11 protein-coding genes are annotated in these 13,662 nt (G+C 62.2%); 4 read left to right on the forward strand and 7 right to left on the reverse strand.

Going from position 1 to position 13,662, the window contains the following annotated elements:
* Positions 1-2: 2 nt before the first annotated feature.
* Complete coding sequence (locus B208_RS0102335; RefSeq protein WP_232423704.1) at positions 3-1,940, reverse strand: hypothetical protein; 1,938 nt, start codon at positions 1,938-1,940, stop codon at positions 3-5.
* Positions 1,941-2,157: 217 nt separating this feature from the next.
* Positions 2,158-3,108 carry a DUF7504 family protein gene (locus B208_RS0102340; protein WP_007979081.1) on the reverse strand — a complete coding sequence of 317 codons (951 nt, stop codon included), beginning with the start codon at positions 3,106-3,108 and terminating at the stop codon, positions 2,158-2,160.
* A 248-nt stretch (positions 3,109-3,356) separates the two neighbouring features.
* Between B208_RS0102340 and B208_RS0102345 the strand changes: the two genes are divergently transcribed.
* The 3 genes from B208_RS0102345 to B208_RS0102355 all read left to right on the forward strand — a co-directional run bounded on the left by B208_RS0102345 (position 3,357) and on the right by B208_RS0102355 (position 6,646).
* Entirely contained in the window at positions 3,357-3,734 is a 378-nt protein-coding gene (locus B208_RS0102345; RefSeq protein WP_232423705.1) for a DUF7344 domain-containing protein, read from the forward strand.
* Positions 3,735-3,831: 97 nt separating this feature from the next.
* Positions 3,832-6,150 carry a DEAD/DEAH box helicase gene (locus tag B208_RS0102350; RefSeq protein WP_007979078.1) on the forward strand — a complete coding sequence of 773 codons (2,319 nt, stop codon included), beginning with the start codon at positions 3,832-3,834 and terminating at the stop codon, positions 6,148-6,150.
* Between the two features lie 49 nt (positions 6,151-6,199).
* Entirely contained in the window at positions 6,200-6,646 is a 447-nt protein-coding gene (locus B208_RS0102355) for a DUF7552 domain-containing protein (RefSeq protein ID WP_007979077.1), read from the forward strand.
* 4 nt (positions 6,647-6,650) lie between these two features.
* Here B208_RS0102355 and B208_RS0102360 read toward each other — a convergent pair whose 3' ends face one another.
* The 4 genes from B208_RS0102360 to B208_RS0102375 are packed head-to-tail and all read right to left on the reverse strand — an operon-like array spanning position 6,651 to position 11,939.
* Entirely contained in the window at positions 6,651-7,676 is a 1,026-nt protein-coding gene (locus B208_RS0102360; protein WP_007979076.1) for a DUF7544 domain-containing protein, read from the reverse strand.
* Positions 7,677-7,706: 30 nt separating this feature from the next.
* Positions 7,707-8,117, reverse strand: a complete 411-nt coding sequence (locus tag B208_RS0102365; RefSeq protein ID WP_007979075.1) for a hypothetical protein — start codon at positions 8,115-8,117, stop codon at positions 7,707-7,709.
* A 38-nt stretch (positions 8,118-8,155) separates the two neighbouring features.
* Complete coding sequence (locus tag B208_RS0102370; protein ID WP_007979074.1) at positions 8,156-8,893, reverse strand: TrmB family transcriptional regulator; 738 nt, start codon at positions 8,891-8,893, stop codon at positions 8,156-8,158.
* 1 nt (position 8,894) lies between these two features.
* On the reverse strand, positions 8,895-11,939 hold the full coding sequence (locus B208_RS0102375) for an MMPL family transporter (RefSeq protein ID WP_007979073.1): 3,045 nt from the start codon (positions 11,937-11,939) through the stop codon (positions 8,895-8,897).
* A gap of 342 nt (positions 11,940-12,281) precedes the next feature.
* Here B208_RS0102375 and B208_RS0102380 point away from each other — a divergent pair, with 342 nt between their 5' ends.
* Positions 12,282-13,370 carry a CNNM domain-containing protein gene (locus tag B208_RS0102380; protein WP_007979072.1) on the forward strand — a complete coding sequence of 363 codons (1,089 nt, stop codon included), beginning with the start codon at positions 12,282-12,284 and terminating at the stop codon, positions 13,368-13,370.
* A 12-nt stretch (positions 13,371-13,382) separates the two neighbouring features.
* Here B208_RS0102380 and B208_RS0102385 read toward each other — a convergent pair whose 3' ends face one another.
* Positions 13,383-13,592 (reverse strand): hypothetical protein, encoded by a 210-nt coding sequence (locus B208_RS0102385; RefSeq protein WP_007979071.1) that lies wholly within the window; start codon positions 13,590-13,592, stop codon positions 13,383-13,385.
* Between the last annotated feature and the right edge of the window lie 70 nt (positions 13,593-13,662).

The following is a 13,662-nucleotide window of genomic DNA, read 5'->3' on the forward strand; positions in this document are numbered from 1 at the left end:
TATTATAGCAGTCCCAGATTTAATTCGGTCGACCACGTGATGTCGCCATCGACGATCACCGGTATCTGTTCGAGGCGGAGAAACTGAACCAGCGTCTCCTTGTCCACCGAGAACGTGCTCACCTCCCCGCCGCTCAAAAAGTAGGTGTCGATGTCGTTGATGAACGGAGTGAAGAGGGCACCCATCCCAGACTCGACCGTCGGATACGTCAGTATCCGCAGTTCGTAGCGCCCGTCGTTTCCGTCCGCGTCCAGATGGCAGACGAACGGTGTCCCGCTTTCGCTCTGGGCGATTTCGATGCTCCCGTCACCGACGACGATGTACTGATTACCGACCATCCGCTGGTCCCGAACGATGGTGAGCGCGGACCGAAGAGAGAAGCCCCGGTTCAGGAGTCGTGCGATGGTTCGACCGACCGCTATCGCGCTCTTGTTCGTGATTTCGCTGTAGGTGACGACGCCGCCGATACTCCCGGAATCGATGAGTTCGAGCCCCTGTTCGTACGACCGACACCCGTTCAACAAGAAGGTATCGACCGCAACGCCGTCGACCGATCCGACGTCGAGTTTTCCGTCCCGACAAATGAAATGGCCGTCCTCTACGTGACCGATGTAGTGGAGGAAGTCGGTTGGGGTGGCGAGTACCGACGCCAGTTCGTCCACCGAGAGGTTCCGATGAACGTCGATGTCGAACGCAAGTTCGTCCCGTTTCCCGTAGAGTGCGTCCCCCGCGTCGTACTCCGCGCTCATCTCCGGTTCGTTACACACCACCGTGATGTCGATACCGTCGGTCGAGGACGAGCGCTCCAATCTGTTCTCGAACGCGCGTTCTATCAGCTTGTTCGCGCCGATGGGCATCCCCTCGCCGAGCCACGCGCGTTCCAACGAATTCGTCGAGGTCGGCGCGACGTACCGGCCGGGGTCGGCGGGACGGTCCTCCCGTCGTGATCCTCCGCCGCGCAGAAAACTGTCGATCGGGTCGGGAATCTCCGGTGCCGGTTCGTGGCGCTCGTCCTCTCTCGGCGACGAGATGAACGAAAGGTTGTTCACCAGATACGGAATCGACCGGACGTTGGCGATATCGTCCGTAACCGTCGTCGACAACAACCACGTCGGGACGTGCTCCCGAACGACGTCGAACGGAATATCGAGATACGTTTCGAGTTGCTCGGCGAGGTCCAGTTCGTACAACTCGTCGAACGAGAGGTCGAGAAGCGGTTCTATCACGCGTCGCTCGTGAAGCGGTATCCGATACAATCCCTCGGTCCGCGTCACACAGTCGAAAAACAGCGACTGCGCGAGAACCCGTTCGATTTCTCCCTCGTATCCCCGTTCGTGGTGGTCGAGGGGGTGAACGAAGCCGCGGTCCGTCACGAGCCTCGGTTCGTCGCCCGGAACCACGGTCGCACCGAGATAATACGCGAGGGTGCTCGCCGAATATATCATCGGTAGTTCGGGAGGAAGCTCGATTCGGACCCCCGTCTCCGGCGGCGAGAGTTCGTCAGGGACGTGCAGTTCGTCCCCGAGTTCGATTCGAGGGGGATGGCCCCTGAGCGACGGGAGCGACCGCTCGCAGCTCAGCGTCTTCAACGCCGACCCGAACGTCGAAACAGCGGTCATCACGTCCCGTGGGTCCGTCGTCGTCGTCACCGTCGCTTCGGGCTGTTCGTGATAGGACCGCGCGCCGATTCGAACCCGCGTCTCCGTGCCGAAGTCGAACGCCATGTGCTCCGCCGACGACGCGAGGGTCATCTCGCCGGAGACGCGCAGGTAAATTCGGATGGGTGCGTTCAGTTCGACGAGGTACTCCCCGTCGGGAAACTGTTCGTACGAAAAATCCTCGGCTTCCCGCAGGAAGGCCCCGTCGATACTACGGACGTGCGTGATGACGACGTACGGCAGCATGAGGCTGTCCGTCGTGACTTCGACCGCACTGTCCACCGGGAAGTGAAATTGGTCGGTATCCGTCGGTCGCGGGGCGACGGTGGCTGACGTTCGAATGGGGAACTGTCTCCGATGAATCGGGTCGACGACGGTTACTCCCGGGAAGTCCGAACTTCGGCGAAATATCGGCTTCATTACTGTTCTGTAGGTTGGCTCGCTATGCGGTACTTCGCAGACATCTCATATTCTGACAGGGACCGACGGGCGGGAACCGTTAGAGGGGGAACCACGTGGTCGTATAGTCCGTGTCGTGTAGATGCCACCGTTGCATCGGACCTCGCGCACCGACCTTCAGTTCGATTGTTCCGTCGAACAGCGGTTCGACGGCTCGAACGGGTGCGGAGTCGTATGCGCCCGGGAAGAGATACTGACCCAAGCCGGACACGTCTTCGACGGTCTTCGTAACGTCTCGCACGAACTCCTCCACCGAGGACGCCGACTTCTCCTCCGAGAGGAACTGTAATGAATCGAAACAGAATCGAAGCTGACCCGGTTCGAACCCTTTTTGCCGATATTGGAGTTCGAAGATGTCGTCCACAATCGCGGTTTCGAACTCGTCGAGCGACCCGACGACCGGCGTCACGGACGGTCTGTTCTGTCGGTTCTGCGGTCGTACTTCCGTCGCGGAACGTACCGCCGCTTCGTAGGTGAGGATGTGAGCGTGGTCGGTGTCGGCGGTCGCGCGTTCGAGACGCCCCCGGGCCGTGTCCGTATCTCGTCCGTAGAGCGCGAACAGATGCGTTCTGCCGTACTCCGGCTCGCCCAAGAACTGCGCGCTCAACTCGTCGAAAACGTCGGCCGGAACGTCGCCCGTGAGCAGTACGTTCCCCCCGGACCGTTTCAATCGCCCGAGTTCCGACTCGATTTCTATCGTTCCGTCGCTGCTGACCGTGACGTAGTGACCCGCGAACGTGAACGTCACTTCGCCGTTCGCGCGCGGCGTTCCGTCGACGAGGGGTCGAAACAAGTCCTCCAGCGCGTCCGGGTCGATACGTCCGTACAGCGATTCTGGGACGTCGGTCGCACTAACCCGAGCACGGTCCGCCATCTGCTGGACGATATACGTTCCCAGCGGCACCCTGCTCCCCCAATCGTACTGCAGCCTCGCCGGTTCCTCGACGCCGCACATGAACGGCAGGGCAGCATCATCCTCCATCGAACCCATAATCTGGTATCGGTAGTAGCTGAACGGCTAAAAGCGCTTGTGCTGGTTTTGCGTTATATCAACTAACGGTATCGAAATCCAACTCGACGAGAAACCGGATTCCGTACGGGTATCCTCCATACGACCGTATATCGAACCATAGAAACAACCCAACTGACATCTATTGCGAACCCGATGAAGAACGAGCAACTGCCGGAGGATAGTTCCACCATCGGGTGATTCATGCGTATTACTGTAGTAGAACTGGTATGGGCGATACATCGGACCGTGAGGAGGGGAGACTCATGGAGTTACTACGCTTCTTGGAGGCGGTCGGTGCCGAGTCGCTCACTTCCACGGAGGACTGGGTTTTCGAACTGCTCAAAGACGAACAACGGAGATACCTCGTCCTCTATCTCAGCGAACAGGAAACCCCGACACCGATTTCGCGGGTGGCGGCGGACGTAGCGAGTCGGTGTAACGACACGCCCGTGTCGAACGTAACGCCGTCCGAGCAGGAGCGAGTGCGCGTTCGACTCGAACAGGAGCACCTGCCACGTCTCGGGGACTACGGAATCATCTCGTGGTCGTACGGGGAGGACGTCGTGGACCCGATTCCGTCGCTGTTGAGCTCGGACGAAGAGTAGCGTTCCGTGGTTCGGCCCGCCAAAGCTCGGTCGGGTCCCGTCGTGACATGCGCGATGGACGAAACCGGTTAGAGCGTCCACTGCCAACCCCCTCGCAGTGCAGGACACCATCGACTGGCTTCGCGGGCGACCCTACTACGAGGGGCAAATCGCTCGCCACGAAACCGTTTCGGGGAACGACGGCGAGTTTCGGGACCTCCCGCTCGAATCGCGGTTGGAGTCGGCCCTCGAAAAGCGCGGCATCGACCGACTCTACCGCCACCAAGCCGAGGCGGTGGAGTCGGTCCGCGACGGGAAAAACGCCGTCATCGCCACGCAAACCGCGAGCGGCAAGAGCCTCGCCTACACGATTCCGGCGTTCGAGCGGGCGATGGATCACGGCGGTCGAACCCTCTACATCGCGCCGCAGAACGCTCTCATCAACGACCAAGAGGAAACGCTGTCCGAACTCGCCCGCGACTTGGGCTTCGGGAGTCGCGTCTCGGTAGCCCAGTACACCGGCCGACTCGACAAGAACGAAAAGCGGGCCGTACGCGACCGAATGCCGACCGTCGTGCTCACGACGCCCGACATGCTCCACTACGCCCTGCTTCCGTACGCGCATCGCCTGTGGGACTGGTTTTTCAAGGGGTTGGAGACGGTCGTCATCGACGAAGTTCACGAGTATCGCGGGGTCTTCGGCAGTCACGTCGCGCTCGTCCTCCGCCGACTCGCCCGCGTCTGTGAGCGGTTCGACGCCGACCCGCAGTTCGTCTGCTGTTCCGCGACCATCGGTAATCCGGTCGAACACGCGAGCGCCGTGACCGGCCAGCCCGAACCCTCGTTCGACCTCGTGGACGAGAACACGAGTCGGACCGGACCGACGCACTGGCTCCTCTGGAACCCGCCGGAGTACGAGGACGACCGGTACGGCGGCACGAAGCGGCGGAAATCGAACCACGGCGAGACGAAGCGCATCTTCGCCGACCTCGTGGGACGGGACTGCCAGACGTTGGTCTTCACCCGCGCTCGACAGGCCGCGGAACGGTACGCGATGGAGAGCGCCGACGAACTCCGACGGCGAGGGGACGGCGACCTCGCCAACGACATCGCGGCGTATCAGGCGGCCCTGCGGAACGACCGCCGTCGGGAACTTGAGGACGGCCTCCATTCCGGGACAGTCCGGGGTGCATGGAGCACGAACGCGCTGGAACTCGGCGTCGATATCGGGGGACTGGACGCGGTGCTGCTCGACGGGTATCCCGGCACGCGCATGGCGACGTTCCAGCAGGCCGGACGGGCGGGGCGGGGGACCGACCCCAGCCTCGTCGCGCTCGTCGCGGGCGAGGACCAACTGGACCAGTACCTGATGGCGAACCCGGACGAGTTCTTCTCCGGCGACCCCGAGCGGGCGGTCGTCAACCCCGAAAACGCGGAACTGCTCCCCTCCCACGTCGCCTCCGCGGCCCGCGAGACGTGGCTCTCGCCGGAGGACGAGACCTATTTCGGCACGGACTTTCCTGAACTCGTCGCCGACCTCGAAGCGCGCGGCGAACTCGAACGGCGGCAAACGAGCGGCGGGGTCCGCTGGGTGTACGGCGGCGACGGAAGCCCCCAGCACGAGATGAGTCTCCGAACCATCGACGACCGCGAAATCGACCTGCTCGACCGTTCGCGGGGTGACGTCATCGCCTCCCTCCCGTTCAGCGACGCGCTCAACGACGCCCACCCCGGCGCGATATACCACCAGCAGGGCCAGTCCTACGAGGTGGTCGACCTCGACCTGTCGCGGGACGTCGCCGAACTCTCGCCGACGTGGGCGGACTACCACACGAAGACGCTGACGGACAAGGAGATAACCGTCGAGGAGGATTTGGCGGAAAAGTCGCTCCCGACCCGCGAGGACTGCACCGTCCGGTTCGCCGACGTGACGATGCGAAAGCGAATCACCGGGTTCGAGCGCCGGGATGCAAAGCGCGGCGAGACGCTGGGACGCGAGTCGCTCTCCCTGCCGGAACTCACGCTCCGAACCAAGGCGCTCTACTTCACGATCCCCGACGACCTGGAGCGTGAACTGCGGGCGATGGACGGCGACTTCAACGGCGCGATTCACGCCGCCGAGCACGGGATGATTTCGCTCTTTCCGCTCGAACTCCTCTGTGACCGCGGGGACATCGGCGGCCTCTCCACGCCGCTTCACCCGCACACCGGCACGAGCACGATTTTCATCTACGACGGCTACCCCGGTGGCGTCGGACTCACCCGAGAAGGGTACGAAACCGTCGAATCGCTCATGACGAACACGCGCGAAATGCTTCGCGCGTGCGACTGCGAGTCGGGGTGCCCGTCCTGCGTACAGTCGCCCCAGTGCGGGAACGCGAACGACCCGCTCGACAAACGACTCGCCGAACACCTCCTCGCCGACCTCACGGTCTGAGTCGCAACGCTTTTAGGCTGTCCTAAACCTAAATTAGGTTAGCCTAAATATGGACGACATCCTCCGGCGAACCCGACGCGAAATCGAGGAGCTATCCGTCGAATCCGGTCCGTTCTCCGTCGCCGCCGCCGAAACCGGCGAGTGTCCGACCCCGATTACCGGCACGCGCTTCGAAACTCACGACGACGCCGCACGTGCCGCGGACCTCGCACGCGAGTATCGAAACGCCCTCCGCGACCACGACCCGGACCTGCCGACGTACCGCTTCGTCGTCACAGAACTCTCGACCGAACACCTCCAGATGGTCGGCGTCCGCGAGCGGACCGACGGCGTTCGCGCCAACGGACTCCCGCAAACACAGCGGTCCGTCACCGTCACCAGCGACCGCGAAGGCGCGTGGCTACGGATGGAAAACGCGCCGCTCGTTCACCTCGCGCGTGACTGTGGACCGGTCGGTGACGACGCCGTTGGCCGTCAGCTCGACTCGAAACTCTGAGACGTCAGCGGATTTCCTCCCGAAGCTCCGGGATGAGGTCGAACTCACTGTTCGTATCGCCCAGCACGAGTAGCGAAAAGTAGCCGAGATACGTCTGAATCGGCACGCGAACCAGCGCGAGCGCGAAGAGAAGGCAGGCGACGTATCCGAGAACGAGCGCGCCGAACAGGACCAGCGCCACCGGATTCGAGAGCGTCGCACTGATGGCGGCGAATCCGCCGAACGCGACTACCAACAGGACAGCGAAGATGGCGAACGGAATCAACAGGAATACCGCGATGATACCGCCCGCGATGGAGACGAGGAAGCCTACCGCGATGGCGAGGAAGAACTTGAGCACGAGGTAGACCCCGTACTGTTTCCACTCGCGGCGAAGCGTCGGCCAGAAGGCCTGCCAACCCGCTATCACGCCTCGCTCCTGAAGTATCATCACGGGAACGACGAAGTTCGTCGTCAGCCCGTCCACGAGCGCGACGAACAGGGCGAGCAGTATGAACACGGGGATGAACACCAGCACCGTCCCGGCCGCGATGGACGGCGAACCAGCCGAAAACACCGGGACGGTGACGAGGATGAGGACGCCGATGGGCAGCACGACGACGAGAAAGAGGACGAGTCGAAACACGAACAGGCGAAGCCCCTGTCCGAAGTATCGACTCATGTATCGCCGAACGTGAACCTCCCGTGAGCGAAGCGACTCCACGAATGCGAACTCCATCATCGACCCGATGAGGGTGAACAACAGCCCCAGAAGGACGGCGACGATGATGACCGCCGCGACCACTAGCAGAATCGTGTCGGTGGGTATCGAGACGTCACCGCCGCCCGGCGGACTCGGGGGCGTCGGAACCGGGTCGTTCGACCCGGAGGAGAACTGCATGCCCCCCTGAAACGGGGAGGACGAACTGGCCCCTCCGAGGAAGAACACCACGATGGCGAGTCGAAGCCACGTTCCCGCGTCGAACGGGAAGAGGAACTCCCGCGTTCCCTCGATGGCGTCGTCCAGCGCCTCGACGGCGTACCATGACATGCGTAGCTGTTGTGCGTCTTGATAGTTAAACTATCGGACAGACCGACTCATAACGTGAGCGACGTACTCCTCGGGAAGCAGGAGGACGTTGTACGTGAACGTGGTCTGCACCCCCACGACCAGAAACGCGACGAGTCCGTGAAGCACGAACGTCAGAAGATAGCTGACCAGGAGGTTGCCGACGGTGGCGACGACGTGGAAGAACGAGGTCGCTCGTATCTCCGTCGTCACGTTGGGTTCGACCGTGAACTCGCCGAACGTGAGGAAAGCGAGGAAGGCGAACGCCACGACGGCACCGCCGACGTAGGCGAACACCTCCGATGCGGTCGGCGTGCCGAAGCGAGTCAGAAGGAGCGCACCGCCGCCCCAGATAGAAAGCGTGTAGCCGTACGCCCGTACTTCCGAGAGCAGGTTTCTGGCAAGTCGGCGTCTCGGGTTCATACCCGACATTGAACCGGCTGAAAGAAATGCGTAGTGGGCTATTCGACGATTATGTCGTCGATATGCGAACTGACCGTCTGACAGAGGAGTTCCGCGAAACCGGTTTGGGAACTCCAGATGGCGCTTTCGCGCTCGCCGAGGATGCTGATGAGCACGGTATCGTCGTCCACGATGAGGATGCGCCCTGCAGGGGCCCCCTCCGGCTTGTCGTGACGAACGACGAACCGTAGCCCATCGAATCGGTCCCGCAGCGACGGGTCCTGCGAGACGACGAGAACGTCAACGCCCGCAGTCGCCCGTTCCCGAAGTATCTCCGTGAGTTTCTCCGTGACCAGCGATTCGTCGTGAAGGCCGAAGACGGTTCTCGATTCGGCTTCCGCCACCAACTGGCAGATTCGGCTGCTGACGGCATCCTTGCCGTCGACCGACCACACGTCTTCGCGCTCCTCGTCGCTATCGACGAACTCGTTTTTCGCCGATTCGAGGTAATCGAACGCGCGTTCTTGCGTCCGCTCGAACTGGTCGCGGAGGAGCGACTTCGCCGCCTCCAAACTCACCGGTCGATACTGAATCGGCTTGGACTGTTTTACCTCCGCCAAGCCGCGCTCCTGGAGGTCTTCGGCCGCGCCGTACACCTGCGACCGCGGTACGTCGGTGACGCCGTGGATGTCCCGCGCGGTCCCGGTCCCCAGCTTCTGTAGCGCGACGAACACCTTGGCCTCGTAGTTCGAGAGGCCGAGGTCGGTCAGCGCGTCGATGGCGTCAACTTCGTCCATGTCAGTCCTCACTCGGGGTTGGAGCACCTTCGGACTTCAGGTCGATGCTGCCGCGAGCGCCCGGTCCGAAGTAGCGCGTCCAGACGACGAGCAGACTCGGGAGAACCAACACGCTGGCGATGAACGCGTAGATGATGGTCAGTCCCGTGATGATGCCGAACTGCTGGAGCGCGGGCAGGATGGCGAAGGCGAGCACGCCGAAACCACCCACGGTCGTCGCCGCGCTTCCCAACAGCGCGCCGCCGGTTCCGGTGAGGCTGACGTGCATCGCCTCCCACACCGAGCCCTGTCGTTCGAGTTCGACGTTGTAGCGTTCGGAGAGGTGGATGCTGTAGGCGACACCCAACCCGACGGTGAGGCTCGTAATCATGCCCGTCAGGACGTTGAACGGCATTCCGAGGAGGTACATCGTCCCCAGAATCCACGCGACGCTGAACACGACGGGGAGCAGGGTGACCGCTCCGAGGGTCGCGCTACCTTCCGTGATGCGGTAGATGAGCATCAGGAACGCGAACACGGCGACCATCGTGATGATGAGGCTCTCGATGACCGTGTTGAGCAGGTCGTCCTGCACGATTTCGAAGACGATGGACTGGCCCGTCGCGGTTGCGGTGAGGCCGTCGAAGTTGTCGGCGACCTCACGCATCTGGGTCGTGACCGCCGAACTCGATGCGCCACCCTTCAGCGAGATGGTGACGCGAAGCGCCTCGTAGTTGCCGTCCTCGCGGTAGATGACGCCAGCGGCGTCGTCGGGCGCGGCGGCGAATAGCCCGTCGTAAACCGTCTCCAGGTTCTCGTCGGGCACGCCGTCACCGTCCGTATCCGCCGCGGTGAACGTCTGATTGAACGTCTCGTTCTGTGCGGCGACTTGCTTCATCACCGACAGCGGGCTCTGAACCTGTGGCTCACCGTTCGAGAGGGTGAGCGTGACGTCCTTCTTCGCCGCCTGCTCCTCCGCCCGCTTGACTTGTTCGAGCGCGTCATCACGGGTGATATCGCCCTCGACGAGTAGTTGAGCCTGAGAATCCTCCCTGACGAAGTTGTCGTTCACGAAGTCCAGGTTCTGCTTGGCGGAGTAGTTCCCGGGCTTGAACGGTTCCGGGAGCTGTTTCGTCCAGTGTGGCGGGCTACTGGCGAGGAAGTCCTCCTGCGAGAAACTCGTGTCCACTTTCGTCGCCCCGTAGCCGCCCGCCGCGCTGACGAGCAGCGTGAGGACGATGACCACGAGCGGCGCTTTCCGCGCCGCGGTCGCGCCCACGGTCAGGATGCTTCCGAGCGCGCCGCCGCCGGTACCGAACGCGCGCTTTTTGCGGTTGAAGCCGCGCGATTCGAGGAACCCGTCGAGTTCCAGTTTGAGGGCGGGAATCAAGCCGCCGAAGATAATCAGCGCCGCGACGATACCGACCGAACTCACGATACCGAAGTCCTGAATCGGCGGCAGCGGGCTGACCAGATTCGAGAGGAAGCCGATGACCGTCGTCGCGGTCACCCACGTCAGGGCCGCGCCGACGCTGACGAGCGCGACGCGCATCGACCCGCGAACGTCCTCGTCGGGGTTCGTCTCCCGCTCCTCGCGGTGGCGCATGAAGACGTGAATCGCGTAGTCGATTGCCAGTCCGATGAGGAGGACGGGCACCGCGATGAACATCTGGTTGAACGTGATGCCTGCCCAGCCCATGAAGCCGAACGTCCAGACGAGGACGAAGGCGATGCCGAGGATGCCGAGCAGGATGTCGAGGACGTCACGGTAGGCGATGATGAGCGTCAGGATGACGAACAACAGCGCCAGCGGCCCGACGATGGCGAGGCTATCTGCCATCGACTGGTTGATCTCCTCGCTGATGATGCCGCTCCCGAAGACGAGCGCCTCGTGGTCGAACTCCTCGTCCGCGATGGTCTTCATCCCCTGCTGGGTGGAGACGAGCACGTCGGAGGCCTGTCCCTCCATCGACGACTGGCTCTCCTGTTTCTGGAAGATGACCAACATCGTCGCGTTCGCCTCCGTCGACCCGGTGTCGTAGGACGTCGGCATGAACGCCAACGCTTGGCTCGCCATGCCGCCCGAACTGCCGCCGTCGTCGGAGAGCACGGCCTTCGTCAGCGAATCGATCTGCGACTGGTTCATCGACTGCAACTGGTCGAGTTGCTCGGCGAGCGTCGGCATCGAGCCGTTTTCGAGCGCGCTCCGCTTTTGCTGCAGTTTCTCGCTCTGCTCGCCGAGTTTCTCATACTCGTCCGCCAGCACGCCTTGGGTGCCGAGTTTGTACACCTTGCCGAACTGCGACTGGATTTCGCCTGCCTGCTGCTTGTAGGTCGATTCGTTGATGTCGCCCGACCGGTAGGAGGCGTTCAAGCCGTCGAGTTTGGCCTGCAAGCCGCGCGCCTGCTGTGCGGACTTGTTGAACGTCGCCGACTGCTCGGCTGAGAGGTTCGCGGTGGCTGTCGCCCGCACCTGTGAGAGTTGAGCTTCGATTTTCGCCGACTGCTGGCGATACGATTCGTTGTCCACATCGCCCGACTGATGGGACGCGTTCAACTGGTCGTATTTTCCCTGCAGCGCGCGCGTCTGATTCAGTGCGTCGCTCAGTCCGGCGGCCGTCCGGTTGAGTTGCTGGCTGCGCTGTTGGAGTTTCGCACCAGACGCTTTGAGCTCCGCGACCTTCTGCTGTTGAATCGCGGAGATGGCGATGACGTTCGCGACGCCGGTGGAGGCGGTTCCCTCCGCCAGCGTCTCGTTGATGGTTTGATTGTCCCGAAGGCGCTGTTGGAACTGTAACGAGTTCACCATCGCTTCCTTCGACAGGACGTTATCGCCCTTGAGGATTACCTGTACGGTGGTCGTATTCTCGTTCCCCGTCGTGAAGTTCGAGTTGATGTAGTTCAGTTTCTTCGCGGCCGGACTGTCGCTCTGGAACTGGTCGAGCGACGAGGACTGCTCTATCATCGGCGCGCCCGCCCCGACGAGAATCGTCGCAACGAGAAGCACGGCGATGATGGCCCGACTGTGCTTGGTTACGTTTTCGAAAAGCCGGTCGAGAAGCGTCACGGACGCCCTCCTCGGCTATGTAGCTGTAATGCCATAGCTGTTGTTAGAATACTACTGACAGCCCCACCAAAAAGATGGAGGTTTCGGTTTCTAGTATGACATAAAGTCACAAACACATTTCCGGTACAACGAAGAAACGGTCCAATCAGAGCACGTACGGCACTCTATCGCGCGTTTGTGCCGGACGAAATCCGGTTCGGGCGACGGCAGTACGTGCGGGGACGAGAATGGGACGGGTTCTCCGAGACGTGTCGCTTTGTGAATTATATATCTACAACAACAAGTGGAATTTTCGTCAGTTCGCCATCAACGTTACCATCGTCCCCGAGACAGAGAGAGACGATGGTAGATTTGCTCACCGTACTCCATCTCCTCGGTGGCGTATTCCTCCTGCTGATGAACGCCTACTTCGTCGTCACCGAGTTCGCCATGACGCGGGTGCGACAGTTCGACGAGTCTGAGTTCGAGGATTCGAAGGGATTGCAGCGCGCGTGGGACATGACCGACCGCCTCGAAATCTATCTCTCCGGGTGCCAAGTCGGCATCACCATCGCCAGCGTCGGATTGGGTGTGGTCGCCGAACCAGCGGTGGTGGCGGTGTTCCATCCGGTCATCGAAGCCGTCGGTCTCGGGGGCGGCTCCACCGAAGCGCTCTCGGCGATTCTCGCACTCGCCGTCATCAACCTCCTGCACGTCATCGTCGGGGAGCAAGCGCCGACGTACCTGGGCATCGAGCGAACGAAGTTCGCGGCCCGATACGGGTCGGGCATCCTCTACTGGTGGACGAAACTGATGTCGCCGGTCATCATCCTCGCTGACAAGACCGCCAAGAGCCTCCTCTCCCTGTTCGGCGTTGAAATCGAACGCTCGTGGACGGAAGCCGAGGAATCGGACGGCGACGAGCGGAAAATCGTCAGCCGCGCTGACCTCCACCGCGAGATGGGCGACGTTCTCAGCGCGGTCGAGGGTCTCCCGGAGGAACGCGAAGAGGAGATTCTGGCCGCGCTTCAAATCGAGCGCGTCCCGGTTCGTGACATCGTGATTCCGCGGGAGGACATCGTGGCCCTCTCGACCGACGACCCCATCGAGGAGAACGTCGAACGGATGGAGAAGAACCCGCTCGTCCGCTTTCCGCTCATCGACGGGTCGCTGGACGAGTTTCGGGGAATCGTCTACGCGCCGACCGTCATCGAACGGTACGACGAACTCACCTCGGGGGAGGTCTCGCTGACCGACATCGCACACGACCCGATGACGGTCGCGGGCGATACGAGCGTCGCGGACGCCATCGACCTGTTTCAGGCGCAAAACCAGGAACTCGCACTGGTGTTGGACGGGCAGGACGTCATCGGGTTGGTGACGGCGACGGACGCGTTCGAAGCCGTCCTCGGGGAGTTGGAGGACCCGATGGACAGGGAGATGACCGCCTGAGGAATCGTTCGCCTACCGGTCGTGGAATTCTCGCGCTTGCTCGCGCGTCATCGTCTCCCACTCGCCGTCGTCGGTTCGAACCTGCACGTGTCCGTCGGGAATCTCCGTTTCGACCGTTTCAACGTGCGTTTCGAGGAGATGCGATTCGTACTGCTTCAACGCGGCTCGCTCCGACGGCGCGATGGCGACCCAACCGCACTCGTCTTGACTGCACCGAATCATTGAGTGTCGTCACTCGCTACGAGGGATATAAGCCTTGAGAAACGTCGGTGCGACCGGTGGCGGTCGGTGG

The organism is Haladaptatus paucihalophilus DX253 (assembly GCF_000376445.1).
In the GTDB taxonomy this organism is placed as follows: domain Archaea; phylum Halobacteriota; class Halobacteria; order Halobacteriales; family Haladaptataceae; genus Haladaptatus; species Haladaptatus paucihalophilus.